This is a genomic window from Carboxydothermus hydrogenoformans Z-2901 (assembly GCF_000012865.1).
Taxonomy (GTDB): domain Bacteria; phylum Bacillota; class Z-2901; order Carboxydothermales; family Carboxydothermaceae; genus Carboxydothermus; species Carboxydothermus hydrogenoformans.
In genome coordinates, this window is the sequence record NC_007503.1 from 1,141,056 (window position 1) to 1,166,812 (window position 25,757).

General features: G+C 37.5%; 25 protein-coding genes. 24 read left to right on the forward strand and 1 reads right to left on the reverse strand.

All coding sequences use genetic code 11. The features are described 5' to 3' along the window. Window positions 1-220 precede the first annotated feature (220 nt). The 7 genes from larE (at window position 221) to CHY_RS05990 (ending at window position 7,225) form a co-directional block, all read left to right on the forward strand. Complete coding sequence (gene larE, locus CHY_RS05960) at window positions 221-1,048, forward strand: ATP-dependent sacrificial sulfur transferase LarE (protein ID WP_011344191.1); 828 nt, start codon at window positions 221-223, stop codon at window positions 1,046-1,048. After that, a complete protein-coding gene (larB, locus tag CHY_RS05965) occupies window positions 1,041-1,802 on the forward strand; it encodes a nickel pincer cofactor biosynthesis protein LarB (RefSeq protein ID WP_011344192.1) in 762 nt (253 codons plus the stop codon). The genes larE and larB overlap by 8 nt, the downstream gene beginning before the upstream one ends. After that, window positions 1,799-3,004: a nickel pincer cofactor biosynthesis protein LarC gene (gene larC / locus CHY_RS05970; RefSeq protein ID WP_011344193.1), complete on the forward strand. Its 1,206-nt coding sequence runs from the start codon at window positions 1,799-1,801 to the stop codon at window positions 3,002-3,004. The genes larB and larC overlap by 4 nt, the downstream gene beginning before the upstream one ends. Before the next feature lie 40 nt (window positions 3,005-3,044). After that, the gene (locus tag CHY_RS05975) at window positions 3,045-3,587 is read left to right on the forward strand and encodes a DapH/DapD/GlmU-related protein (RefSeq protein WP_041537681.1); all 543 of its coding nucleotides are present in this window, start codon (window positions 3,045-3,047) and stop codon (window positions 3,585-3,587) included. Between the two features lie 949 nt (window positions 3,588-4,536). Continuing rightward, window positions 4,537-5,718 (forward strand): acetyl-CoA C-acetyltransferase, encoded by a 1,182-nt coding sequence (locus CHY_RS05980; protein WP_011344198.1) that lies wholly within the window; start codon window positions 4,537-4,539, stop codon window positions 5,716-5,718. 26 nt (window positions 5,719-5,744) lie between these two features. Beyond that, window positions 5,745-6,041: a UxaA family hydrolase gene (locus tag CHY_RS05985; protein WP_041537682.1), complete on the forward strand. Its 297-nt coding sequence runs from the start codon at window positions 5,745-5,747 to the stop codon at window positions 6,039-6,041. A 23-nt stretch (window positions 6,042-6,064) separates the two neighbouring features. Then, window positions 6,065-7,225 carry a UxaA family hydrolase gene (locus tag CHY_RS05990; RefSeq protein ID WP_011344200.1) on the forward strand — a complete coding sequence of 387 codons (1,161 nt, stop codon included), beginning with the start codon at window positions 6,065-6,067 and terminating at the stop codon, window positions 7,223-7,225. Window positions 7,226-7,380: 155 nt separating this feature from the next. Here CHY_RS05990 and CHY_RS05995 read toward each other — a convergent pair whose 3' ends face one another. Continuing rightward, window positions 7,381-8,616, reverse strand: a complete 1,236-nt coding sequence (locus tag CHY_RS05995) for an IS110-like element ISChy1 family transposase (RefSeq protein WP_011344201.1) — start codon at window positions 8,614-8,616, stop codon at window positions 7,381-7,383. 363 nt (window positions 8,617-8,979) lie between these two features. Between CHY_RS05995 and CHY_RS06000 the strand changes: the two genes are divergently transcribed. The 17 genes from CHY_RS06000 to CHY_RS06080 all read left to right on the forward strand — a co-directional run bounded on the left by CHY_RS06000 (window position 8,980) and on the right by CHY_RS06080 (window position 25,749). Beyond that, window positions 8,980-9,834: a 3-hydroxybutyryl-CoA dehydrogenase gene (locus CHY_RS06000; RefSeq protein WP_011344202.1), complete on the forward strand. Its 855-nt coding sequence runs from the start codon at window positions 8,980-8,982 to the stop codon at window positions 9,832-9,834. A 103-nt stretch (window positions 9,835-9,937) separates the two neighbouring features. After that, on the forward strand, window positions 9,938-10,711 hold the full coding sequence (locus CHY_RS06005; protein ID WP_011344203.1) for an enoyl-CoA hydratase-related protein: 774 nt from the start codon (window positions 9,938-9,940) through the stop codon (window positions 10,709-10,711). 384 nt (window positions 10,712-11,095) lie between these two features. After that, complete coding sequence (locus CHY_RS06010; RefSeq protein ID WP_011344204.1) at window positions 11,096-11,383, forward strand: DUF3232 domain-containing protein; 288 nt, start codon at window positions 11,096-11,098, stop codon at window positions 11,381-11,383. 69 nt (window positions 11,384-11,452) lie between these two features. After that, a complete protein-coding gene (locus CHY_RS06015; protein ID WP_011344205.1) occupies window positions 11,453-11,959 on the forward strand; it encodes a DUF6125 family protein in 507 nt (168 codons plus the stop codon). Between the two features lie 76 nt (window positions 11,960-12,035). Continuing rightward, window positions 12,036-13,595 carry a methyl-accepting chemotaxis protein gene (locus CHY_RS06020; protein WP_011344206.1) on the forward strand — a complete coding sequence of 520 codons (1,560 nt, stop codon included), beginning with the start codon at window positions 12,036-12,038 and terminating at the stop codon, window positions 13,593-13,595. A 553-nt stretch (window positions 13,596-14,148) separates the two neighbouring features. After that, window positions 14,149-15,525 carry an FAD-binding oxidoreductase gene (locus tag CHY_RS06025; protein WP_011344207.1) on the forward strand — a complete coding sequence of 459 codons (1,377 nt, stop codon included), beginning with the start codon at window positions 14,149-14,151 and terminating at the stop codon, window positions 15,523-15,525. A gap of 22 nt (window positions 15,526-15,547) precedes the next feature. Beyond that, window positions 15,548-16,645 (forward strand): FAD-binding oxidoreductase, encoded by a 1,098-nt coding sequence (locus tag CHY_RS06030; RefSeq protein WP_162485067.1) that lies wholly within the window; start codon window positions 15,548-15,550, stop codon window positions 16,643-16,645. Between the two features lie 9 nt (window positions 16,646-16,654). Then, window positions 16,655-17,893, forward strand: a complete 1,239-nt coding sequence (locus CHY_RS12725; protein ID WP_011344209.1) for a (Fe-S)-binding protein — start codon at window positions 16,655-16,657, stop codon at window positions 17,891-17,893. A 174-nt stretch (window positions 17,894-18,067) separates the two neighbouring features. Further along, window positions 18,068-19,135 (forward strand): DctP family TRAP transporter solute-binding subunit, encoded by a 1,068-nt coding sequence (locus tag CHY_RS06040; RefSeq protein ID WP_011344211.1) that lies wholly within the window; start codon window positions 18,068-18,070, stop codon window positions 19,133-19,135. 143 nt (window positions 19,136-19,278) lie between these two features. Continuing rightward, entirely contained in the window at window positions 19,279-19,770 is a 492-nt protein-coding gene (locus CHY_RS06045; protein WP_041537685.1) for a TRAP transporter small permease, read from the forward strand. 23 nt (window positions 19,771-19,793) lie between these two features. Beyond that, a complete protein-coding gene (locus CHY_RS06050; RefSeq protein ID WP_011344213.1) occupies window positions 19,794-21,071 on the forward strand; it encodes a TRAP transporter large permease in 1,278 nt (425 codons plus the stop codon). A 133-nt stretch (window positions 21,072-21,204) separates the two neighbouring features. Continuing rightward, window positions 21,205-21,927: a hypothetical protein gene (locus CHY_RS06055; protein ID WP_226986743.1), complete on the forward strand. Its 723-nt coding sequence runs from the start codon at window positions 21,205-21,207 to the stop codon at window positions 21,925-21,927. 16 nt (window positions 21,928-21,943) lie between these two features. Continuing rightward, window positions 21,944-22,324, forward strand: a complete 381-nt coding sequence (locus CHY_RS06060; protein WP_041537687.1) for a hypothetical protein — start codon at window positions 21,944-21,946, stop codon at window positions 22,322-22,324. Window positions 22,325-22,343: 19 nt separating this feature from the next. After that, the gene (locus CHY_RS06065) at window positions 22,344-23,093 is read left to right on the forward strand and encodes an SDR family NAD(P)-dependent oxidoreductase (protein ID WP_011344216.1); all 750 of its coding nucleotides are present in this window, start codon (window positions 22,344-22,346) and stop codon (window positions 23,091-23,093) included. After that, window positions 23,093-24,130: a zinc-dependent alcohol dehydrogenase gene (locus CHY_RS06070; RefSeq protein ID WP_011344217.1), complete on the forward strand. Its 1,038-nt coding sequence runs from the start codon at window positions 23,093-23,095 to the stop codon at window positions 24,128-24,130. Before CHY_RS06065 ends, CHY_RS06070 begins: the two co-directional genes overlap by 1 nt. A gap of 18 nt (window positions 24,131-24,148) precedes the next feature. After that, entirely contained in the window at window positions 24,149-25,177 is a 1,029-nt protein-coding gene (locus CHY_RS06075; protein WP_011344218.1) for a hypothetical protein, read from the forward strand. Window positions 25,178-25,200: 23 nt separating this feature from the next. Continuing rightward, a complete protein-coding gene (locus CHY_RS06080; RefSeq protein WP_011344219.1) occupies window positions 25,201-25,749 on the forward strand; it encodes a molybdopterin-binding protein in 549 nt (182 codons plus the stop codon). Window positions 25,750-25,757: the final 8 nt, after the last annotated feature.

Genomic DNA, 25,757 nt, shown 5'->3' on the forward strand with positions numbered 1-25,757 from the left:
TTTTTTTATTTCAATTAATAAAAACAGAATACGACAATGATGAATAGCTTGAACAATTATTGGAAAGCAGGCCAGAAGAACTCTGGCCTGCTTTAGCGGTTTTTTCGCTGATATGATACGAATTTGTTATAACTTTATAGTATAATTTTTATGGTTAAAAAACATAAAGGTAAGATATTTAGCCTTAAAAAAAATAATATTAACTGGAGGTTAGAAGTTAATGGAACAGGTCAGAAGACACAAGCTTGAGAAACTACAAAATATTTTACAGGAAATGGGGAGTGTCGTGATTGCTTTTTCAGGGGGTGTTGACAGTACCTTTCTCTTAAAAGTTGCAAAAGATGTACTGGGAGATAACGTGCTTGCTGTTACCGCAACTTCATCAACTTATCCGGCCATAGAACTGGAAGAAGCAAAAAAATTGGCCCAAACTTTTGGAGTTCGCCATCTTATTATTGAATCAGAAGAGTTGGATATTAAAGAGTTTGTCAATAACCCACCCAATCGTTGTTATTTCTGCAAAAAAGAGTTGTTTTCAAAGCTTCTACAGGTTGCAAAAAAAGAAGGATTTTCTTTTGTTTTAGATGGGTCCAACGCTGACGATTTAAATGACTTTCGCCCCGGGATGGAAGCGGCTAAAGAGTTAGGAGTGCGAAGTCCTCTAAAAGAAGCGGGCTTAAAAAAAGACGATATTAGGTACCTATCTAAGGAAATGGGGTTACCTACATGGAATAAGCCATCCTTTGCCTGTTTAAGTTCACGTTTTCCTTATGGGACAAAAATAACAAAAGAAAAATTAAATCAAGTTGATAGAGGAGAAAACTTTTTGAGAGCGCTCGGGTTTCAGCAAATTCGTTTAAGACATCATGGCGAAATTGCCCGGATTGAGATAAAAAGAGAACAATTTCCCCTATTAATAGAGAAAGCTCAAGAGATAGTGGAGAAGTTAAAAGACTGCGGTTTTACCTATGTAACATTGGATCTTGAAGGTTATCGAACCGGAAGTATGAATGAACCTCTTTTAAGAAAGGGCGAACTTTATGAATGAAAAAAAGCTTCGTCAATTACTTATTAGCATTCAAAATAAAGAAATTAGTATAGATGAAGGAATAGCAAGATTAAAAGGTTTACCGTTTGATGATTTAGGCTTTGCAAAAGTTGATCATCACCGGCAATTACGCCAGGGGTTTCCTGAAGTCGTTTATTGTGCGGGAAAAACCAAGGAGCAGATAGTAGCAATAATGGAAAACCTGGTAAATAAATCAGAAAATAATATTTTAGCAACAAGAGCATCACGGGAAGTTTATGAAGCGGTAGCTAAAAAAATACCGGATGCGGTGTATTACGAATTAGCAAGGGCTATAGTAGTCTGGCGGGGAGAACAAGAAAAACGAGGGCATATACTGGTTATAAGTGCGGGAACTTCCGATATTCCGGTAGCCGAGGAAGCAGTAATAACAGCAGAAGTTATGGGAAACCGGGTGGAACGTCTTTATGATACGGGAGTTGCCGGAATTCATCGCTTGTTAAGTCAAAAAGAGAAACTATTTGCAGCAAGAGTTTTAATTGTAGTAGCCGGAATGGAAGGAGCCTTAGCCAGTGTAGTTGCCGGATTAGTAGACAAGCCGGTAATAGCAGTACCAACAAGTGTTGGTTATGGAGCAAATTTTGGGGGACTTTCGGCTTTGCTTACTATGCTTAACAGCTGTGCCAGTGGAGTCGGTGTGGTGAATATTGATAATGGTTTTGGAGCCGGATATTTAGCAAGTTTAATAAATCGATTGGGAGAGGTTGAGTCATGAAAATTGCCTATTTTCATTGTTTTGCCGGAATAAGTGGTGACATGATTTTAGGAGCTTTAATTGATGCAGGGTTGGATTTTGAACAATTAAAAGCTGACTTAGCTAAACTATCATTGGATGGTTATGAGCTACAAGTAAAAAAAGTAAAGAAACAAGGAATAAGTGCGACCAAAGTAGATGTAATAATAGAGGAGGAACATGCACACCGTCATCTTCAGGACATAAAGAAAATCATAAGTGAAAGCTCGTTACCAGAGGTAGTAAAAGAAAAGAGTATCCAAGTTTTTACCCGTTTGGCTGAGGCAGAGGCCAAGGTCCATCAAACCACATTAGAGAAGGTACATTTTCATGAAGTGGGGGCAAAAGATGCGATAGTTGATATAGTTGGTGCAGTAATAGGGCTATGGCGCTTAGGAATAGAAGAGGTATACTCCTCGCCCATTCACACCGGGATGGGTTTTACTCAAAGTGCTCATGGGAAAATTCCCGTTCCGGCACCGGCAACCTTAGAACTTTTAAAAGGCTGTCCCATTTACAGTGAAGGTATTGAGGCAGAGCTTACAACGCCAACGGGTGCAGCAATTCTTACATCATTTTGTAAGGAATACGGAGATATGCCGCTTATGGAAGTAACCCAAATAGGTTATGGAGCTGGTGAACGGGATTTGGAGATTCCAAATGTTTTACGGTTGAGTATTGGTATTAAAAGGGAAGAAAAAGGTTTTTGCAAACATACTGAGCAAAAAAATAGCTTTCATCAGGGAGAAGCAGTAAAAATCGAAGCAAATATAGATGATATGAACCCTGAATTTTACGATTATTTAATTACCAAATTTTTAAAAGCAGGGGCAATGGATGTCTATTTGGAAAGAGTGCAGATGAAGAAAAACAGGCCAGCGATTCTGCTCAATTTGCTGGTTCATGCTCACCAAGTGGAAGAGTTTTGCCGGCTGATCTTTGCAGAGACCACCACAATTGGTGTCCGCACCTATCCGGTTAAGAAATACATGTTGCCCTATGAAATTATTTCGGTAGAAACGGAATTTGGTCCGGTACCGGTAAAGGTAGCTAAATATCAGGGAGTTGTCCAAAACATAGCCCCCGAATATGAGGTTTGTCGAAAAATTGCCGATGAGCAGCAAAAGCCGCTTAAAGAAATTTATGATTTGGTAAAGTTCCGTGCTTATCAGAGGTTAACGTAAATTAATTTTTAGGTCAGATTAAAATGAGAGGGGGAAAAAATTGTTGTATCCTAACCCTTTTGGCAACTATCCGGTGATCGGTAGAAATACTTATGTTCACCCCTCTGCTCAAATAATTGGTCGGGTGGAGATAGGAGAAAATTGTTTTATAGGGCCCAATGCTGTTATTCGCGCAGATGAGCCGGAAAAAGGGAAAGTAAGCCCAATAATAATAGGTAACAATGTTAATGTGCAGGATGGAGTAATCATCCATGCTTTAGCGGGAACTGAAGTAAGAATTGGTAATAATGTTTCCCTAGCTCATGGAGCAATCATCCATGGTCCAGTAGTAATTAAAGAAAACTGTTTTGTTGGTTTTGGTGCACTGGTGTTTAAAGCGGTTTTAAATGAATGGGTATTTGTAGGACATAGGGCAGTAGTTCAGGAAAGGGAAATTGAAAGAGAAAAATTTGTGCCTGAAGGAGTAATTTTGACTACTGAGTATTCTTTACCAGTACTTTCTTCCGAACAAAAAGAATTTATTAAAAAAGTTTGCCGGATAAATTTGATTTTAACAAAACAATACTTGTTAAGTGACAAATAATCCTTTTAGATTGGGCCATCTTTACAACCTTTTGTTAGAATTAAAGTTAAAACAAAACAAAAATATTCATTAAGGATGAAAAATGTCTCGAAATAATATAAACATTGATTCTGAAATTTTGTATAAATTTATCCTGGCTTAAACACATAAGCTTACATGGCGGTGTCTAGTAGTTTCAGATAATCATAGCTTAAAATGTGCTAATCGTAAAAAATTCCAAGAGCAACCTGCCAACACCTCTTTATATGTGTGTTAATCGATAAAAAACATAATTTTTAACAATCAAATTACAACAAATTTTGCAATAGGGTCAGCTCCGTAAACCTTACTCGACGACTTTTCCTTTTTTCTCTTTCTTCTAATTTTTTCTACATTTTTGAATTGGCCATAAAATACGAGCAAGGTAAGGTTATTTTATGCTGGTTAAAAAATTATCATAATTGCATTTTTGAAGTTTACCGGTATTAAAGAAGTAGACTTTAATACCGGTAATAATTTTTTATGAATTTGTACGTTAATTACAAAAAACGGCTTAAAAAGATAAAAAACATTGGAAATACTGCATCGGTTTTAAAATACGTCTAGCAGTCTTTGTTGTCGATCGTGAGTTAAATATCAAGCTAAAACTGATTGGAAAGTATGGTAAGGGTATTTGTAAAGAATAGAATGGGTACCGAATAAAAAAGTTATGCAGAAATACATATGTTTTAATTTATGCAGAAATACATACGTATAATTTTTTTCAAAAATGGCTTTACTTTCATAAATATTTTTTATTTAAAAATTGGCATAAAATTTGCTAAAAAATTTTTTGGAGGCAACGAGATTAAAACGGTACGAAATAAATGGGAGTAATTTAAAGGGGGGTAGATCATTAAATTGAAAACTTAAAATTAGAATTAAGTTGCTTCTATTAGCTGTATTTAAAGTTGAGAGGAGGAGGCTTACTATGCAGGAGGTAGTAATTTTAAGTGCGGTGAGGACTGCTATAGGCAAATTCGGAGGTAGCTTAAAAGACATTCCTGCTGCAGAATTGGGGGCTATCGTTATAAAAGAAGCTTTGGTGAGAGCTCAAATACCACCTGCAGAGGTAGATGAAGTTATTTTTGGGAATGTCTTACAAGCTGGACAAGGGCAAAATCCAGCGCGTCAGGCGGCTATTAAGGCAGGCATTCCGGTAGATATTCCGGCAATGACTGTAAATATGGTTTGTGGCTCCGGTTTACGGTCTGTCAGTTTAGCAGCTACTCTTATTGCTGCAGGGGAAGCTGATCTTATTGTCGCAGGCGGGATGGAAAATATGTCTGCTGCTCCCTATGCCATACCCGGAGCACGTTGGGGTACACGCATGGGGGATGGAAAGATTGTTGATTTGATGATTAAGGATGGTCTATGGGATGCTTTTTATGACTACCATATGGGGATTACTGCTGAAAATTTGGCAGAACGCTATAATATAAGCCGGGAAGAACAAGACAGATTTGCTTTAGAAAGTCAACGGCGAGCTGAAAAAGCAATTAAAGAAGGACGTTTCCGTGATGAGATTGTTCCGGTGAAGTTACCTCAGCGGAAAGGAGAACCTCTTGAATTTGTTCAAGATGAGAACCCGCGTTTTGATACTACTCTTGAAGCGTTAGCAAAGTTAAAGCCAGCATTTAAAGAAGGTGGAACAGTAACTGCCGGCAATGCATCAAGCATAAATGACGGTGCTGCGGCATTGGTAATAGCTTCCAGCAAAAAAGCTGAGAGTTTGGGAATTAAACCAATGGCTGTTATTCGGAGTTGGGGAGCTACCGGGGTAGATCCAAGTATTATGGGGATCGGTCCTGTTGGAGCTACTCGTAAAGCGTTAAAGAGAGCAGGCTTAACAATTGCTGATATAGATTTAGTAGAAGCTAATGAAGCTTTTGCAGCTCAAGCCCTTGCAGTAGCTAAGGAGTTAGAACTTGACTTAAGTAAAACTAATGTAAATGGTGGTGCTATTGCTTTAGGTCACCCGATTGGTGCAAGCGGGGCAAGAATTCTTGTAACTTTGCTTCATGAGATGAAAAAATCAAATAGCCGCTATGGCCTGGCTACGTTGTGCATTGGTGGCGGTATGGGAGTAGCAGCTATAGTAGAAAAAGCTTAGATGAACATTGATTCTTAGGGTGAATTATGATGAAAAAATCAATAAATGCAATTGTTATTAATGAAAATGATAATGTGGCTACGGTTATTGAGGATATAAATTTAGGAGATGTAGTAGTATTTGAAATTTTAGGAAAAACTCAAGAAATTATTGCGAGAGAAAATATACCAATTTACCATAAGATAGCTATTAAAGAAGTAAGAGTAGGCGAGTATGTATATAAATATGGGCAGAAAATTGGAGTAGCTACAAGAGATATTCAAATTGGGGAGCATGTGCATAGCCATAATCTTTCCAGCTTACGGGAAGATTTAATAAAGTAATCGTTCAGAAGGTGAAATATTACATGAAATTTTGGGGATATCAAAGGCCTGATGGAAGGATAGGGATAAGAAATCATATTTTGCTTTTACCGACCTGTGCATGTTCAAGTGAAACATGTAGGTTTGCTGCTTTACAGGTGACAGGGGCAGTATCAATAATAAATCAAAATGGATGTGCTCAGGTAAAAGGTGACCTTGAAATTACAGAAAAAGTTTTAGCAGGCTTGGCGGCTAATCCAAATGTTTTTGGAACTGTTTTAGTTGGTCTAGGGTGTGAAAATGCCCAGCCCGATAAGATGGAACAACTTATAAAAGCTAAAACTAATAAACCGCTAAAAAAAGTTATTATTCAAGAAGTTGGAGGTACTTTAGCTGCTATTAAACAAATTGTGGAATATGCTAGAGAAATGGTGGAAGAAGCATCAATGCTTCAGAAAGAAGAGTTTGATATCTCAAATTTGATTGTAGGGACAGAATGTGGAGGATCGGATCCAACATCAGGCTTGGTTGCCAATCCTGTTGTGGGTAACCTAAGTGATAGATTAGTTGATATGGGGGCTACGGTTATCCTTAGTGAGACAACGGAGTTTATTGGGGCGGAGCATATTTTAGCAGCACAGGCGGAAACACCGGAAGTAGCTAAAAGAATTTACGCGATTATTAATAAATATGAAGAACATTTAAAAAGTGTAGGTGAAAGCTTAAGAGAAGGCAACCCGTCTCCAGGAAATAAAGCTGGAGGTATAACAACCTTAGAAGAAAAATCATTGGGATGCATCCATAAAGGGGGACACAGACCCATAGTTGAAGTAGTAGATTATGCTGAAGAAGTAACTAAAAAAGGTTTAGTTATCATGGATACACCAGGATATGATATAGCTTCCGTAACTGGCATGGTAGCTGGAGGAGCCCAGATAGTTGTTTTTACAACTGGGAGGGGTACTCCCACGGGTAACCCGATTGCGCCAGTAATTAAGATAACGGGAAATAGAGCAACATATGAAAAGATGAAAGAAAATATTGATTTTGATGCTAGTTCGTTACTTAGAGGTGAAAAAAGTTTAGAACAGTTAGGGGAAGAACTTTTTTATGAAGTATTAAAAGTTGCAAATGGGAAAAAGACTAAAGCAGAATCTTTTGGTTTTAGTGAGATAGCAATAAGCAGACTTTGCAATTATGTATAGTTGCATTTTTATGACAAAAAGACTCACGGTAAAAAATCAAGGACCAAGAAATGGAAATTAGAAAAGTAGGGGCTAAAAAAGGCAATAATAACCCTCTCCAACTATATGGTAATAGTTGGAAAATAGCAGAGGAGAGAAAAGGTTTTATTCAAGAACTATTTCATCACCGTCCCTTTGTAGATTTGGCCTTTGCTCAGCAGGGCAAAGACCAGCCTTACTAATTTGCGGGCAGTTAGAACCAGCGCTCGCTTATGTTGATGCTTGGTAACTTCGTGATACTTGCTCTGGTAGTAGGCCTTATACTCCTCGTTGTGCACCCGCAACGAGTTGGCGGCCTGGACCAGGTAGTAGCGGAGGTACCGGTTGCCACTCTTTGTCAGGCGGCGTTCTTCGGCGTCAAAATCACCTGATTGGTAGCGGGTCCAGGTAAGGCCGGCGTATTGAGCCAGAGCGGCTTGATCTTTGAAACGTTTGATATCGCCAATTTCGGCTATAATACCAGCAGCCGAGATGGGACCGAGGCCTTTTACGCTGGTCAGAGTTTGAGGTATGGCTTCTAACTCCCGGCAAATGACTTTATCCAGTTGTTTAAGCTGCCTTTTGAGGTGGTCAATATTCTGCAGAGTAAGAGAAAGAGCCACCTCACAAGCTGCGAGCATTTTAGGATTAAGGCGGTAGGCGCGGCGGGCAGCCTGTTTGAGGGCCTTAGCCATATTCTCAGGTGAGGCTAATTTGTTGTTACCATGGGACTGGATGAACTCTGCCAGCTCTTCCAATGGCATTTCTATAAGTTCATCTGGTGTAAATTCCTGTAATACCGCCAGGGAGGCCTTACCGAAAGTTTGACTAAAAGGCTTGTCCTGGTGATAATTAGAAAACTTAAGGAAGAGGAGATTTAAGGCTCGGTTCTGCTCGGCCGTCACCATTTCCACGAGGTGTAGGCGCAGGCGGGTGAGCTGGCACAAAGGTTCAGTCACTATAGTTTCCCGGCTACAAGGGGTAAGATGGCCGAAGCGCACCCGTTCTGCGATAACGTAAGCATCGAGGGCATCTGTTTTAGGGCGCTTGGTACCGAAGGCCTTCTTAAAACTGGCCACCATGACGGGGTTTATTTCATAGACCTTGGTGGAGTATGGCTTAAGCTTTGGGGAGTCCAGGAGGAACTGACGGAGATGGACGCTATAGATAGAGGTGGCCTCCAACCCTATATGAAGTTGCTGGATGTTAAACTTATGGGCGAGACCATCCAGCACCTCAACCATAGCAGAAGCGCCTTCGAGGCTGTTAGGAAAAGACTTAACTGGGGCGAGCTGTTGCCCTTGCTCATCGAGACACACCAAGTCGCATTTAAGAGCGCTGACATCAATGCCTGCAAAAACGACCCGGGCCAAAGGGTATCCCTCCTTGGGCTGGCCCAAATTAGGGGCGTGCCCTGCGGGTACGTCGCGTAACAACCTCGCGGGGCGATGAGAGCGTGGCAGGACAGCCGGGGGTGCACCTCTGGCCTGCTGAATCCAGAAGCCGGCTGGTCTGTTGGCTCAGCTCACGCGTAAGAAACATGCGCCGCACCGCAAGGGTCTCACTCTTACATGAGTAGTCACCGGGTTTACTCGGGCTACAGGAGGTATTTAAGAGTGACCCCGGACCAACCTATTTTAATCTTCGCAAAGGCACGCCAAGTTATCAAGAACCCTTAACCTAATTTTTCGGCTCGGGTTCTATGGTAATTTAAATTATACGAGGAGGGAAAAATATTGAAGTCTGTTTTGGTTTTAGGGGCAGGAACTATGGGTTCGGGTATTGCTCAAGTATTTGCTCAAGCGGGTTTTAAGGTATTTTTAAGGGATATAGAAATAAATTTAGTGGAAAAAGGCTTAACTACTATTAATAAAAATTTAGAGCGGTTAGTAAATAAAGGTAAATTAACTTTAGAAGATAAACAGGAAATAATAGGGCGAATTAAAGGAATTGTAAATATTGAGGAAGCGCAAAATGTTGACTTGGTAGTTGAGGGTATTGTTGAGAATATTGAGGTAAAAAAGAAAGTATTTGCAGAATTAGATGAGATATTTCCCGCAAATACTATTTTTGCGACAAATACCTCAAGTCTGAGCATAACCGACCTTGCTGCTGTTACAAAAAGGCCGGAAAAGGTTATAGGAATGCATTTCTTCAATCCGGTACCGGTAATGCAGTTAGTTGAGGTTATTAAAGGTGTAGCTACATCTGAAGAAACTTACCAGACAATTTGTGATTTAGTAAGGCAGCTAGGTAAGACCCCGGTAACGGTAAACGAAGCCCCGGGTTTTGTAGTAAACCGGTTGCTTATCCCCATGATTAATGAGGCTGCCTATTTACTAATGGAAGGTGTGGCTACGGCAGAAGATATTGATACTGCAATGCGGTTGGGAGCTAACCATCCTATGGGCCCACTGGCCTTGGCAGATCTAATTGGTCTTGATGTTTGCTTGGCAATAATGGAAACTCTTCATAAAGAGTTTGGTGACGACAAGTACCGTCCTTGTCCATTATTAAGAAAGATGGTTCGTGCTGGCCATTTAGGTCGAAAAACCCAACGGGGATTTTATCAGTATACGAATGAAAATTAAAATAAAAATTTTTTCTTTTGGCAGTACCTCTTCCGTAAGTTGGGGGCAGGTACTGCCAATACGTGTTTATTCATGAGATATAAAATTTTGAGGAGGGTTAATGATGAGCGTAATTGAAATGGTAAGGGAAGAAGGAATTGCTATACTTACCATCAATAGGGCAAATGTTTTAAATGCTTTAAATACCGAAGTGCTTTTAGAATTAAAAAAGGTTTTATCTCAAATCAAAGAAGATACAAGTATTAAGGTTGTTATAATTACCGGGGCCGGAGAGAAAGCCTTTGTTGCAGGTGCTGATATAAGTGAAATGGTAAAGCAAAGCGTAGATGAAGGGTATAGATATTCCCGTTTAGGGCAGGAGGTACTTGCACTTATCGAGAATCTTCCCCAACCGGTAATAGCAGCAGTAAATGGTTATGCTCTGGGCGGTGGCTGCGAATTAGCTATGGCCTGTGACATGAGGATTGCTTCGGAGAAAGCAAAGTTTGGTCTGCCAGAAATTAATTTGGGTATTATTCCAGGGTTTGGAGGCACGAAAAGGCTAACAGAACTGGTAGGTAAAGCTAAAGCAATGGAGTTAATATTAACCGGAGAGATGATTGATGCTGCCCAAGCTGAGCGTTTAGGATTAGTTAACCAGGTAGTAAAAGCAGATAAGTTATTGGAGACAGCAAAGACGCTGGCTCAAAAAATTGCATCTAAAAGTCAAATTGCTGTTCGGGCAGCTAAACTGGCAGTAAATAAGAGTTTGTACACTGATATTGAAACTGCAAATGCTTGTGAAGCAGGGCTTTTTGGAGTCTGTTTTGCTTCAGAGGATAGAAAAGAAGGGATGATGGCTTTTTTAGAGAAGCGTCCTGCAAAATTTAAAAATTAGGTAAGAGAATAAGTCTTAATTTGCAAATGTTTTTTTTAACCTGTTCTTATTTACTCAAACATGATTATGTTTTGCTGCATTTTAATAAATAAAAGCTATATGAGCTTTTCGAAGCTTATGGTTTGGGAAAAGTTAATATTGCTAGAGCTGTATTTTTCTAAGGGTTTTATATTGGGAAAACCTGCGTTTTTGGTAAGCCGTTTTATTTTGCTCTGCTTCCTACCAGAAAGTTCTGTTTACAAAAACTCGGCCAAGAATAAAAATTTTTTTAAAAAAGTTCCATGTAAATCTTGATATGGACTTTTTACAAAAAATTTGCACTTAATCGTAAAAATGTGTCTTTATTAAGTTATAAATAAATAATTAGTTGAAGGAAGTGGAGGAATGAGCTTAGCTGAAAGGGTTAAAGTAATAGCGCAGGCTTTGAAAGTTGATGGATATTATGAAGATTTAGAAAAAGTTGAAGCGGCAATTTCTATAATTGCCCAGTATGTTGCTTATAGGAATGAGAGTGACTATGAAAGAGCTGTTGGGGCTGTTAAGCTATTGAATAAGTTATCTGAAAAAGTAGGCTTGGATAAGTTTTATGATGGTGATTTTTCGGATTATGATGGAATAAGAGAGTTTATGAGCGATTTTGTAATGGATATTTTTGCAAATCGTAATCAATGAGGTAAGGTTAATCGAGAATATCAATAGCAACAGATGAAATTGCGACATTAGCTTTAAGGAGGGGACTCGATGAATCCGCAAGACTTAACTAAAGAGCAGATCTTAAAGCTATTGGAGGATTTTGCTAAGCGCTGGCTTGCTCACGATGGTCTTTGGTTTTTAGAAGTGGAAAAAAATTTTGGCTTAGAAAAGGCCATTGAGCTCGATGAAGCTGCCTGGGCCCAATTTACAGTCCTCGAAGCTAAAAGAATTAAAAAATTTTTGAACCTTCCAGAAAATGGGGGACTTGAAGCTTTAAAAACAGCTCTACGCTTTCGTTTGTATGGTTTTTTAAACCAGCAGGAATTAAGTATGGAAGGCAATAAGCTGATTTATAAGATGAAAACCTGTAGGGTTCAAGAGGCGCGGAAGCGTAAAAATCTTCCGGATTTCCCCTGTAAACTGGTGGGAATAACCGAATATTCCGGGTTTGCTAAAACCATAGATCCTCGGATTAAAACCCGGTGTCTGGCCTGCCCGCCGGACGAGCATCCGGATGACTTTTACTGTGCCTGGGAGTTTTGGGTTGAAGAGTGAATAGTTTTTAAGACAAGTGAGAAAACTTCCTGGAATTTATTCCAGGGAGTTTTCTCTAAAAAAAGGAGGGATATTTATGAAAATGCCTATTGGGATAAAAATAGGTGGTGGAGTCATACTGATACTTCTTTTATTTGTAGCAGTAGCGGTCTGGTCACTGCAAATTTTTGATAGTATTGTAACCGAGGTTGGGGATATCAGTACAAGGATTCAGATGGTGGATTTGGATCATAAACTTATCAATGCGTTTAAGGAAGCTAACCGAGATGCCGAAGCTTATTTACTATATGGTAATGAAAAGTATAAAAATGATTATTTACAGGATGTGGAAAATTTTATTAGCCTTATAAACAAACGGATTAATAACTGTTTAGCAGAAGACCGGCCTAAGTTTGATGAAGTTATAGCTAATTTTAATCAATATTACGATGTTCTTATTAACCAGGCTTTTCCATTAGCGGCAAAGGGTAAGCTCCAGGATGCTATAAGTAAAGCACAAAGCGTTTCCAGCTATGCTGATGCTGCGGAAAAAATTTTAGAAGAACTTATTTTATCAAATAAAGAAAATACAACTACTTCGCTTTCCTTAATTCAAAGTGAATCGCAGGAAGGACGATGGCTAATCATAATTTTAAATATTGTCTCCCTGATTCTTGGAATTATTATCGCATTCTGGCTTACGCGGATGATTACCAAACCCCTTTTACTTACCGTAAAGGAAGCTCAACGGATTGCCGAAGGGGATTTAACTGGAGGGGAGCTATTAGTGAAGACCAAAGATGAACTTTCGCTACTAGTTGAAGCTTTTAATACGATGCGTGCCAATCTACGGAATATCATTAGCACGTTAATCCAGACTGCCAAGCAGGTAAGTGACAATTCCCAGCAATTTGCTAACCAGGCCCAACAGACGGCAGCGGGAATTAGTGAAACTACAGCCGCAATGAGTGAGATGGCAACTACGGTAGAACAAATTACTCAGAATACTCAGGCAGTTTCGATTAGAGCGGAGCAGGTTACAGCCCAAGCCACAGAGGGTGCGAAAGATGTAGAACACGTAATGGAACAAATGAAAATGATTGAAGAATCTTCCAATAATGCTTCAAAAGTAATTGAAGAACTTTATAAGACTACCGGTGAAATCACCAGGATTGTTGATTTGATTACCCAAATTGCTGATCAGACTAATCTTTTAGCATTAAACGCCGCCATTGAAGCAGCCCGGGCGGGGGAGCATGGTCGCGGCTTTGCTGTGGTAGCAGAAGAAGTAAGAAAACTTGCAGAGCAATCGGCAAATGCGGCTAAAGATATATATGAACTAATTACCAACATTCAAAAAGAGACCAAGCGGGCGGTGGAAGCAATGGCCACAGGAGTTACTGAGGTTAAAAAAGGAAGTGTCACTGTTTTTGAAGTTGGTAAGAAATTTAAAGAAATTGTTTCATCGATTGAGGAAGTTACCCGGCAGATTCAAGATGTTGCTTCTGCTGCCGAGGAGATATCAGCCGGGGTACAGAATGTAGTTGCGTCTACTGAAGAACAAACTGCAGCTATCGAAGAAATTTCCGCTTCTTCCGAAGAATTAGCTTCTTTAGCGGCTGAACTTGAAAAAATTGCTGCCAGATTTCGAGTGTAATGATTTAAAAAAAGCTCTCCTGGCTTTTTTAAATGGGCTTCCAAAAAGTACTTAGATATAGCTGAATATTTTGATTAAAAAATGGAAGCTTTAAAAAATCAAGAGTAAAGATTTCTCAAATAAGGTAGCCTTTATCACTACAAGCAATTGCTCAAAAACATACGAATCATCTGAAGTCAAGGACGGGCAAGGCCCGGCGACACAGAGGTGGTATTCTGCTTAACCAGCGTTGATTAGTCACTAGTTTCTAAATGTACGAATTTAATACAAAAATTTGGATTAGATCATACCTAAAAATTATTGAACAATGAATAGTGTGCAAATTGTTAAAACTTTATTAATATGCAAAAATGCATAAATATTCAAAATTGAATAATGTAGAGCTACAAGGTTAAAACTATTATTAAAAAATAATAACGAATAAACAGAACTGTAAAAGATTTATAAATTATTTTTTAAAAATTCGTAAACCTGGTATTGTTTTTGCTTAAGTGTTATTGTGTGTAAAAGCCGGCCGGAGCGGAAATTTATATTTGGTTTGGGAGTGGTAAAAGTGCTTTCCAAAAAAATCGTTGAAGAATTGTGGGAAATAGTAGGAAAAGAAAATGTTATTACTGATCCTATAGTTTTAGAAGTTTACGGAATTGATGCTTCACCGTATAGTTCAATACCCAAAGCAGTGATTTTTCCGGAGAATACTGAACAAATTATTAAATTAGTAAAGCTTGCCAGTCGCGAAGACCTGCCTATAATACCTAGGGGAGCCGGAACATCGCTTTGTGGTGGTGTGGTTCCTGTAAAAAGTGATATTATTCTTGTCCTAACTAAAATGAAAGAAGTTATCGAAATAAATAAAAAGGATGGATATGCTGTTGTTGAACCTGGACTTACCAATGGCGAGTTACAAGAAATATTAAAGCCTTATGGTTTTATGTTTGCACCTGATCCATCAAGTTTTAGTGTCTCAACTATAGGAGGTAACGTTGGGGCAAATGCCGGTGGTATTAAAGGGGTTAAATATGGGGTAACAAGCAATCACCTTTTAGGCCTGGAGGTAGTTATGCCTGATGGAGAACTTATTAAGACAGGAATTTTATCACCTAACTATGGGGTTGAGCATGACATCACAGGCCTATTTTGTGGTTCGGAAGGAACATTTGGGATTATAACTAAAATTGCTGTGAAATTAACACCTTTGCCACAAAGTATAGGTACTCTTTTAACCTTTTTTACTTCATTGCATGATGCTGGACAAGCAGTTTCTGATATTATTGCTGAGGGGATTATTCCAACTACATTAGAAATAATGGATAAAATTACAGCTAAAGCGGTAAATGAGTATATAAATTTAGGATTGAGACCAGAAACTGAAGCCTTGCTTCTTATTGAAGTAGATGGCTTAGAAGCTGAAATTCCTGGAACATTAGCTCGTATAGAAAGAATCTTACATAAAAACAACTGTATAAGTGTTTCGAAAGCGCAAACGCCAGAGGAAAGAGAATTACTTTGGCGGGCACGCCGTTCAAATGCTGGAGCAATGGGTAGGATTAGGCCTTTAAATATAACTCAGGATATTGTGGTTCCCCGTGATAAGTTACCGGAAATGATTAGTACCACCCAAGAAATTGCAAAAAAATTTAATGTTCTTATTGGCCAAGTAGCACATGCTGGAGACGGCAACGTTCATCCAATATTTTTATACTATCCTTGGGACCATGATGAATTAGAACGGGTAGAAAAAGCTTGTGACGAGGTTATCAAATTAGCAATTGATTTGGGAGGAACGATCTCAGGTGAACATGGTATCGGGATTGAAAAATTAAAGTATATGAGTTGGGAGTTTTCACCTGAAGATCTAAATTTTATGAAACAAATTAAGGAATGTTTAGATCCAAAAGGTATTTTAAATGCTGGAAAGGTTATACCTTAAATTGCGGGTGGTGAATTTAAAGATGATGAGCGATATTTTAGAGAAAATTGAACCAGGTACTTTAGAAGAACTAATGTGGTGTATAAAAAATTATGAAAAAACAAATAAACATATTATTCCTATAGGACAAGGAAGTACCCTTAAAACAGTCTCATTAACAAAGAGTGATGATTATGTGTATGTTTCTTCCAAAAATTTAAATAAAGTAATCGAATTTGCTAAAGATAATTTAACAATTACTGTTCAAGCTGGGGCTACCCTAAAAAAAATTGATGAGTTGATTAATAAAAACAGTTTAACATTAATGCGCAGTCCTTTAATGGCAGGGGAACGGACAATTGGAGGTATTGTTGCCGAAGGAGCATTTTTTAATAGAGATTTCAGTCAAAGCATTCTTGGTTTAAAAGTTATTTTACCTAATGGTGATCTTATTAAAACTGGGGGAAAAACCATTAAGAACGTTAGTGGTTATGATTTAAGAAGCTTATTTTTTGGAAGTCGTGGGACTTTAGGTTTTTTGGTGGAAGTAACTCTTAAACTCCAGCCTGTTAAACCTGCAGCTGAATTAATAGCTATAAAGGTTCATCCCGATGATGTTTCTACCGTTTTGATGAATATTCTTCCCTATCGTTATTATATAACCCATTTGTTAATAGAAAATGTTAGCCTTGAAAATGAAGAGAAAGGTGAATATGTAAATATTTTGTTATTTTATGAAGGTAGCGTTGAAGCCGTAGAATTCTTACATAAATTTATTTTGGATAAGATGATAGGAAACAAGTTTTTAAAAACAATTACAAAGACAATTACAGACAGGAAAGAAATTCAAAATACCATTAATAAACTTCCGGCTAATGAGTCACAATTTGCTGAATACAGAGTTTTGGATGAAATTGAACTGTTTAAAAATTGTGGATTTAAAAACGAAAAATTCATATTTGATATTAAGGCAAAATATTTGCGAATTTTTAATGATACTTCTAAAGCAGAAATAGAAGTCAGTGGGAATGCTGCGAAAGTGTTGAAACATTATTTGTTTAATGACGTTTTCCTCCAAATTAAAAAGAAAATTGATCCTAAGATGATATTTGCACCATATTTGGTGAAAATTGTGAATTGAGGTGGTAAAATGACACAAATAAAAGAATTGTTACTAAGATGTAATAAATGCGGTCTTTGTCAGCAATCGTGTCCAACATATAAAGTTACAAAAAATGAGTTTTACTTAGCTCGTGGGCGGAATCGATTAATGGACTTAGTACTAGAAAAAAAATATGACTGGCAAAAACAAATAATATATGCAATAGAAACTTGTTTACAGTGTGGAGCGTGTGTTGAGACCTGTCCATCTTCGGTAAAAACTGACTTAGTTATGAATTTGGCGAAAAGAGAAATAGTAAAAATAAAGAAACAAAATATCTTATTAAAATTTGCCTACAAAATTTTGTTGCCTACTCCTCAAATGATAAAAATTGTAGGTAAATTTGTCAAGGTATATTCAAAAGTAAAAGATAAAAAAGTTGTTAAATATGTTAAAAGATTAAATCCTATTAATGACCTTAAAAGGTTAGAGAGGTCTTTGCCTAATTATCGAGGGGAAGTAGGTGAGTTAAAAACAAAGGGAAAGGGAAGTTTTAATAAAGAGATAAGAGTTGGCTATTTTAAAAATTGTGCTAATCTTCTTGCCTTTAATTTTTTAGATCAATCAACTTTTAATGTGCTGAAAGCAGTAGGAATTCATGTGGAGAATTTAACAAATAAATGTTGTGGAGCTCCTCATTGGTTTAGTGGGGATATAGAAACATTTAGGAATTTAGCAAATTACAATTTAAAAAATAGTGAATACCAAAAATATGATTTTATTGTGACAGATTGCGCTACCTGTGGGGCAATATTAAAAAGATATGGAGAATTATTGGAAACGAAAGAAGCGCACGAATTTGCCCAAAAGGTAATAGATATTAATGAGTTTTTAGTAAAAAATGAGTTGCTTGATTATTTTGAATATGAAGAGAGGAGTGATGTTATAACAGTTCATGATCCATGTCATTTAGTGCGGGAGCAAAAGGTAAAATTTGAGCCTAGAAAAATTGCGAATATGGTGCCTGGGGTAAAACTAATTGAAATGAAAGACTCGAATATGTGCTGTGGAGGAGCTGGGGTCTTTAGCATAACACAGCCAAGGATGTCTGATGAAATTTTGAAAGTAAAAATTAAAAATATATTAGAAACAAAGGCTAATATAGTTTTAGCTGCCTGTCCTTCTTGTATTATGCAATTAACGCGGGGTGTAGAAACTTTTGCTCCTAATAGTAATATAAAAGTATTTCATCCAATTGAATATTTAGTTCAACATATAAAAAAATAAATTAGTTAATTATTTGGAGGAGGTGGCCTTTTTAAGAAAAATTGAGTAAAGTTCTAAAAGAATACTTAAGAGCGATAGGGGGTGAAAGTAAAAAAGTTTGATGGTAAATTTTTTAAAAAAATTTTTAGAAGACAATTTGGCTAAAAAAATTAATACTAAAGGAGGAGTGGGAAAATGAATTTAAGAAAATTCGGGATTTTACTGCTTGCTCTATTATTTACATTTGGAATAATAACTGGTTGCGGCAAAGGTGGAACGAAAACTGAAGAAAAGAAAAGTAGTGAAAATAACCAGGGAGTAATTGAAATAAAATTATCCCACAGTTCACCGGCAACCAATGACCGTTTAGAAACTGCCTGTCAGGCTTTTAAGAAGTATGTAGAAGAACATACCAATGGAAGAGTTAAAGTCACCACTTATCCTGCTAGCGTTTTAGGTGGTGAACGGGAGCAGTTGGAAGGAGTTCAAATGGGTACAATTCAAATGGCAGCTTTAAGTACTGGACCATTTCCAGGAATCTTTCCAGAAATAATGGTATTTGATATGCCTTATCTCTTCCCTCAAGATACCAGAGTAGTTTACAAAGTATTAGATGGTCCAGTTGGGCAAGAAATAAGTGATTTATTATTGAAAAAAACCGGAGTACGTAATCTTGCATTTGGGGAAAATGGATTTAGACATTACACAAATAGCGTTAGACCTATCAAGAAACCGGGCGATATGAAGGGATTAAAGATTAGAACAATGGAAAACCCTGCTCATATGGCTATTGTGAAAGCATTAGGTGGCAGTCCAACTCCCATGGCGTTTAATGAAGTTTATTCGGCATTACAAACGAAAACTGTTGATGGCCAGGAAAACCCAATTTCTCTAATTGTTTCAATGAAATTTTATGAAGTACAGAAATACTTAACCTTAGATGGTCATATATACAATCCTTACCTGCTTATTATTAACGATAAGTTCTATAATAGTTTACCCGAAGATATTAGAAAAGTAATTGATGAAGGAGCAAAAGTCTGGCAAAAAGTTGAAAGAGAAGAAAACCAAAAACAAATCGAAGCTGGGATGAAAGTATTAAAGAATGCGGGAATGGTTATAACTGAACTTACTCCCGAAGAACTTGAAGCATTTAAGCAGGCAACAAAAACAGTTTACGATCAGTTTAAATCGCAAATTGGTGAAGAACTCTTAAATAAAGTAATCAAGGCAGTCGAAGAAGCACAAAAAGAAATACAATAAGAAAAAATTAAGTAGAAGAGAGCAGTGGCCCCAATTTATAGAAGGGCCAAATGCTCTCTTCAAAATGATAAGTAATGATGTAAATAGGTAAAAAATAATAAAACAAAGTATGTTAAATTTGGACAAGGAGGATGACAAAGTACATGAGTTTCTTAAAAAAACTTGATCGAATTTTGGAATTTATTGAACAAAATCTTGTTGCTATTTTACTAATGATAATGACGGCGGTAGTATTTTGGGGGGTAATAACCCGTTTTGTTTTAAAAGATGCATCATCGTGGGCAGATGAAGCCTCAAGATATTTAAATATTTGGGCGATTTATGTGGGAGCGAGCCTTGCTGCAAAAAGAGGGGCTCATATTGGGGTTGATGCTTTTGTGCATTTTTTACCCAAGCAAGCTCAACGTTTTGCTGCCATACTAGCAGCAGCTATTAATTTAATTTTCAGCTTCGCAATTGCTTATGTGGGCTATAGTTATACAATGGACATCGTAAAAACAGGTCAACTTTCCCCGGCCATGCGGATACCAATGGCATGGGCATATTTTGCAGTTCCATTTGGGCTTACCTTAATGGGCATTCGTTATCTTATGATTTTAATTGAAAATATTACCGGAAAAAGTATATTAAGCTAAGTTATGTAGGAGGTAGATACCTAATGGCAAATATCTTGTTTACATTATTTATAATATTTGTGGTTTTGAATGTTCCAATAGGTATTGCAATTGGATTGTCAACATTTGGAGCAATATTAGCATCCCAAAAAGTACCATTATTTTTAGTTGCGCAAAGATTATTTACAGGTCTTGATTCTTTCCCACTTTTGGCAATTCCCCTGTTTATGATTGCTGGAAGTCTAATGGAATCGGGTGGTATTTCCAAACGTTTGATTAATTTTGCTTCAAATATTGTAGGACCTATACCTGGCGGTTTGGCTATGGTCACCGTACTTGCCTGTATGTTTTTTGCAGCAATTTCTGGATCTGCGCCAGCTACTGTAGTTGCCATTGGATCAATTATGGTACCGGCTATGATTGAAGCTGGTTATGACAAAGATTTTGCTGTGGGATTAATAGCAGCATCAGGAATGATAGGTGTCTTAATTCCTCCGAGTATTCCCTTTGTTACCTATGGTATTACTATGAATGCTTCAATTGGTAAGCTATTTTTAGCTGGAATAGTGCCCGGTGTTTTATTTGGTCTATCTTTTATGATTATTTCCTACTTTTATGCCAAAAAGCGAGGTTATAAAGGGACAGCTAAGCCTACTTGGAAAAGTTTTCTAACTTCATTTAAAGAAGCAATTTGGGCTTTAGGAATGCCTGCAATTATTTTAGGTGGAATTTACGGTGGGGTATTTACTCCAACTGAAGCAGCGGCAGTTGCCTGTGTTTATTCTTTAATTGTTGGCTTTTTTATCTACCGGGAACTTACTTTACAAAACATGTTTAAAAGTTTTGCCAATGCCGGTGTTTCTTCCGCAATGGTTGGTTTAATTATTGCTGCTGCTACCGCAATGGGTTGGGTTTTAACTACGGAGCAGGTACCAACCAATGTAGCTACAGCTATCTCCAGTATTGCTCACAGTAAATTTATGCTGCTACTGTTAATTAACTTAATCTTACTTATTACAGGATGTTTGATGGAACTCAATGCGGCAATCATTATTTTGGGGCCAATTTTCCTGCCACTTATTATGCAGTACAACATAGATATTATCCATTTTGGTGTAATCATGGTGGTCAACTTAACAATTGGTCTTTTAACCCCTCCATTAGGTGTTAACTTGTTTGTTGCCAATGGTTTGCAAAAGGATCTTACATTATCGCAAGTTGTAAAAGCATCTCTTCCATTTATGATTTTCGCAATTATTGATTTAATGATCCTGACATATGTCCCTAATCTATCACTATACCTAACGCATTTACTAAAATAAAATTTTGAAAATATGCGCTAAGGCATAAAATTCCTCAATTCAATTAAAAAATACAAAAAGCGAATGAGTACGGTTGAAGAATTACAACCGGAAAGTTCGCGCTTTTTCAACTAAAAATATTACTCGTTTTAAGTTGGCATTAATTTTGCAGAAAAGAATTATTATGAATTTGGAAGGTGCAAAGATGTTTGAAAAAAAAATAAACATATTATTTGGCGAATATGGAACTGGTAAAACAGAATTAGCAATTAATCTGGCAAAAAATTTTGAGTCAAAGGGAAAACTTGTATATTTTTTGGACCTTGATCCAGCAAAGCCTCATTTTAGGGCAAGGGACTTTTTAAAAAAAGAAAAAATTAAAATCCTTGCAATTGGTGAAAACTTTTACGGCCTTGATATACCGCTTATTTCAAAGGAAATGTTACAGGCAATTATCGAGCCTAATGTTTATGTGGTTATTGACCTTGGGGGCAACGATTGGTTTAGGGTGATTGGACAATTTAAACCTCTTTTAAACCCGGAAGAAGTTGGGTTGTACTTGGTTATTAATTACTATCGACCTGTTTTTGAAATAAGTCCATTAAAAAAATTTGCTAAAAAAATGGAAACCTTACTTGGTATAAAATTAAGCAATATATTAAATAATTCTCACTTATTGGAAACTACAAAAAAAAGCGATGTTATAAATGCCCTTCCAAAAGTTTTGGATATTGCAAAACAAATTGGTGTACCAGTTATTAATGTATTAAGTGAAGAAACATTTGCTAATTTGTCTGAAAAAGAAAAGGAGATATTTAAACCGTATTGGCTTATAAAACGCTTTTGTTCATATAGTTTTAAAAGAAAAATTTCCTAAGGAGGTGAAGAGCAAAATGAGAGCAATGCATACCAGTTTACCTGAATGGATTTTAAAAATGAAAGCCGCGGTTTATAACTATTCACCGTTTAAAGAAATAAAAATTAGAGGGATTGAAAATTTAAAACACGCAAAGTTTCAATCACTACGCACCGGACGAGTGGAATTTGCTGTGTCTGAACTTGCCGCTGATCATCGAATAAAAAATATCGAACTTGTAATCGTGCCAAGAATTCCCGAAACTATGCATACCATCATTATCAAAGGTTATGATGAAGAGGGTAAACCGGTAAAAGCCATATTAGAAAATACTAATATTTTGCATCCAACTGAGGATGTGGAATTGGAAGGGTTTACCGAAATTGAAGACCGACGGCCAAAGCTGGGAGAGCACTAAAAGGGAGGGGGAGATTAACTTGGGAGAATTAACCGGTAAGGTAGGTATAGTGACAGGTGGAAGTAAAGGGATTGGATTTGCTACAGCAAAGCGGATAGCTGAGGAAGGGGCTAAAGTAGTAATTGCCAATCGTAATAAAGAAGAGGGAGAGAAAGCAGCTTTACAATTACGTGAAAAAGGCCTGGAGGTTTATAGCATCCCATGTGACGTTGGGAAAGTTGCTGATATAAAAAAATTAGTTTCTGAAGTGTATGGGCGTTATGGACGCATTGATATTTTAGTTAATTGTGCAGGAGTTAATGTTCGGAAACCTATTGAGGAGTACACAGAAGAAGATTGGAATTACATGGTTGATATTAATTTGAAAGGAACATTTTTTGCCTGCATTGAGGCAGGCAAACATATGATTGCTCAAAAAGAGGGGGTAATTGTAAATTTAGCTTCTATTCAAGCGGAAGAAGTTTTACCAGAACGAGGAATTTACGCAACTACTAAAGGTGGGGTAAAGCAACTTACAAAAGCCTTAGCAGTAGAATGGGCGAAATATAATATTCGGGTAAATGCAGTATCGCCGGCTTTTATCAAAACAGAAATGGTTGAGAAAGTCCTGCAAGATCCCTACTGGGGTAATTTAATTATTAACAAAACCCCGATGCGAAGGCCAGGAACCCCTGAAGAGGTTGCCGAAGCGATTTTGTTTTTAGTTTCCCCTAAAGCTTCGTATATAACTGGAATTAATTTGCTGGTGGATGGAGGCTGGACAGCCTAATGAAAGCTGCGGTATTAATGGAGCCGAAAAAAATAATTTTTAAAGAAGTCCCAGTACCAGAACTGGAAAAAGGTAAGGTGCTTATTAAAGTAGAGGCGGTTGGCATTTGTGGGAGCGATATGCATCTTTATCTTGACGGGCACATAGGGGCAACAGTTCTGGATAAACCATTAGTGTTAGGACATGAAATCGTAGGCACGGTTATTGAAGTGGGTGAAGGAGTTAATAGAGAATTATTAGGCCAAAGAGTAATTGTTGATCCTGGTGAAAATTGTGGACAATGTGAGCACTGTCGGACGGGGGCTTATAACCTGTGTTCATTTTCCAAATTTAAAGGTATTCCACCAGTAGATGGTGGAATGGCGGAGTATATAACAGCATTGGCTACGCATGTTATACCGCTACCTGAAAACCTTGATTCACCAACAGCTACGTTATTAGAACCATTTAGTGTTGGTTTACAAGCTGTAGATGTGGCTGATTTTCGAGCTGGAGCTAAAATTGCAGTTTTAGGTGGAGGACCTGTAGGAGTGTTAACAGCAATTGCTGCAAAAATTAGAGGGTGTGGTGACTTATGGCTAACTGAATTATACGAAAGAAGAATAGAAATTGCCCGAAAATTGGGAATAGAAAAGGTAATCAACGTAGCTCAAGAGGACCCATTGAAAACAATAATGGAAGTCACTAAAAAATCAGGTGTGGATGTTGTTTTTGAAACTACTGGAAATCCTAAAGCTGTCGAACAAGCGCTTCAGATTGTAAAACGGGGAGGTACGGTGGTATTTCTGGGGATTGGTGCAGGAAAAGTCCCTATTAATATTGATCAAGTGACAAGAACAGGTCTTAAACTTTTGGGGAGTTTTCGCTATCAATATCACTTTGCTGGAGCAGTTGCCTTGGTAAAAAAACATAACCTAGACTTTTCTCCCCTTGTCACCAATATCTACGACTTTGTAGATATACCTAAAGCTTTAGAAGAAGTTTCAACTTATAAAGACAGAATTATGAAGGGAGTAATAGTCTTTCCCCAAAAATAAATTGTTTGAGGTGAATGTATGAGTAAAAAAATTAAAGTACGATTTTTACCGAAAGGCCGTGGTCCCAAACATGGAGCGCCGGTAACTATCGCGTATGTTGATGTTAAAGAATTTCAAGAAGCAAATTTGGAAATAGATGAAGGTTTAAAAATTATTGCAAAGTACTTTAATTCTCCTGTAGCTATAAATGTGTTTGATATGGAAAATGCTTTTACGACCACCAGTGATGGACTTTGTGTAGAAGGAGCAATTATCGCATTTGCTGCTGCTGATAGGGGGAAAATTCATCCCGAGTTTGGACGGCTATTTTGTAAAGAGCGGGAATTAAAGCCAGAAATGTTTGAACGGGAGCCTCATTTGAGGATGGGTTATGAAAATTTTCCCACCAAAAAGCTTTATATAGGACCGGATCCAGCTCAGAAGCTTGTGCCTTTACACAATGTTGTGATTAGTGGCAGGACGGTAAATAATAATTCAGGTACAGAAGTAATGGATTGCGTAACAATGGAAGAAATGCTTCTGCCAATATTGGGACAACTTCAAATAATGCGAGATGAGGATATACTTTGGGGCATTACAGGTGGACATATATCTGTGGGAATTGGTTGTACAATTGTTGAAGATTATAGTCGTTCCCAGCCTTTTATGAAATGTAAACCGGGTAATACTGCTCATAATTCAGGACCTTATGCTCAAACATTGAAAGCAAAACTACCTTGTATTGTTGCTCCAAAAGATGTGTTAGCAAAACATATTCTTGATGCGTTGGATTTTGGATTAAGACCGGCGAAAGAATTGGGATGCTCACCGGCGGTATTATATGTTGCGGCTTACTACGGGGTAGATCTAAATATTGAGAATATTACTCCAGCAGCAAGGTTGGAGTTAGAAGCACTTGGAATTGACCTTGATAAATTGCCTGAAATAACTCCTAAATTAAGTCGGGAAGAAATAATAGCTCGTGCGGATGAGATAATTCCTGGAGTTGAAAATGCTGAGCTGATTCCAAGCACGGCAATTATAGAAAAAGTTGAGATTGTTTTGTAGTGGGGGGAGGAGGAAGTAAGACTGTGGATGACATAACAATTGAAGAAGTCGTCATTATTCCAACAGGTGGTGAAATAAAACAAGGAATTGTATTGGATACAAACTCACCAAAATTAATGGAGTTAATATTAAAAAAATGGCCTGATTGTAAGGTGATTAGAACACCTCCACCAGAAGATGATATAAGCGCCATACAAAAAGAAGTAAAAAAATGGGGTAAATGCAAGGGAATTATATTTATTACAGGTGGTGCAGGTGGGGGAAAGAAATTTAACAGTGGTTTAACAGTTGATTGTACGCATGTTGCTGTTTTAGAACTAATTCAAAATGCTGAATCAGTAGAAATACATGGTAGTAATGGTCATTTATTAGCCAAAATTGTAGTAGGTAAATATGAAGAAAAGGTAATTATAACTTTGCCAGGACCTACGGTTGAGGCAGTTAGCGGAGCAAAAGCCGCATTAAAAGTTTTAGATAAAGGCCTTTTAGATTGCAAGGTGATAGCCTTTGAGGTTGCTGATGCGATTTTTAGTCAATATCCCCAGAAAGAAAAAATTTTAAATCAATATTAAAAGAGGTG

Excerpts from the sequence above, each read along its gene's own strand:
- larE (WP_011344191.1), top strand. The coding sequence starts at position 221 with ATGGAACAGGTCAGAAGACACAAGCTTGAGAAACTACAAAATATTTTA.
- larB (WP_011344192.1), top strand. The coding sequence starts at position 1,041 with ATGAATGAAAAAAAGCTTCGTCAATTACTTATTAGCATTCAAAATAAA.
- larC (WP_011344193.1), top strand. The coding sequence starts at position 1,799 with ATGAAAATTGCCTATTTTCATTGTTTTGCCGGAATAAGTGGTGACATG.
- CHY_RS05980 (WP_011344198.1), top strand. The coding sequence starts at position 4,537 with ATGCAGGAGGTAGTAATTTTAAGTGCGGTGAGGACTGCTATAGGCAAA.
- CHY_RS05985 (WP_041537682.1), top strand. The coding sequence starts at position 5,745 with ATGATGAAAAAATCAATAAATGCAATTGTTATTAATGAAAATGATAAT.
- CHY_RS05990 (WP_011344200.1), top strand. The coding sequence starts at position 6,065 with ATGAAATTTTGGGGATATCAAAGGCCTGATGGAAGGATAGGGATAAGA.
- CHY_RS06005 (WP_011344203.1), top strand. The coding sequence starts at position 9,938 with ATGAGCGTAATTGAAATGGTAAGGGAAGAAGGAATTGCTATACTTACC.
- CHY_RS06010 (WP_011344204.1), top strand. The coding sequence starts at position 11,096 with ATGAGCTTAGCTGAAAGGGTTAAAGTAATAGCGCAGGCTTTGAAAGTT.
- CHY_RS06015 (WP_011344205.1), top strand. The coding sequence starts at position 11,453 with ATGAATCCGCAAGACTTAACTAAAGAGCAGATCTTAAAGCTATTGGAG.
- CHY_RS06020 (WP_011344206.1), top strand. The coding sequence starts at position 12,036 with ATGAAAATGCCTATTGGGATAAAAATAGGTGGTGGAGTCATACTGATA.
- CHY_RS06030 (WP_162485067.1), top strand. The coding sequence starts at position 15,548 with ATGATGAGCGATATTTTAGAGAAAATTGAACCAGGTACTTTAGAAGAA.
- CHY_RS12725 (WP_011344209.1), top strand. The coding sequence starts at position 16,655 with ATGACACAAATAAAAGAATTGTTACTAAGATGTAATAAATGCGGTCTT.
- CHY_RS06040 (WP_011344211.1), top strand. The coding sequence starts at position 18,068 with ATGAATTTAAGAAAATTCGGGATTTTACTGCTTGCTCTATTATTTACA.
- CHY_RS06045 (WP_041537685.1), top strand. The coding sequence starts at position 19,279 with ATGAGTTTCTTAAAAAAACTTGATCGAATTTTGGAATTTATTGAACAA.
- CHY_RS06050 (WP_011344213.1), top strand. The coding sequence starts at position 19,794 with ATGGCAAATATCTTGTTTACATTATTTATAATATTTGTGGTTTTGAAT.
- CHY_RS06060 (WP_041537687.1), top strand. The coding sequence starts at position 21,944 with ATGAGAGCAATGCATACCAGTTTACCTGAATGGATTTTAAAAATGAAA.
- CHY_RS06070 (WP_011344217.1), top strand. The coding sequence starts at position 23,093 with ATGAAAGCTGCGGTATTAATGGAGCCGAAAAAAATAATTTTTAAAGAA.
- CHY_RS06075 (WP_011344218.1), top strand. The coding sequence starts at position 24,149 with ATGAGTAAAAAAATTAAAGTACGATTTTTACCGAAAGGCCGTGGTCCC.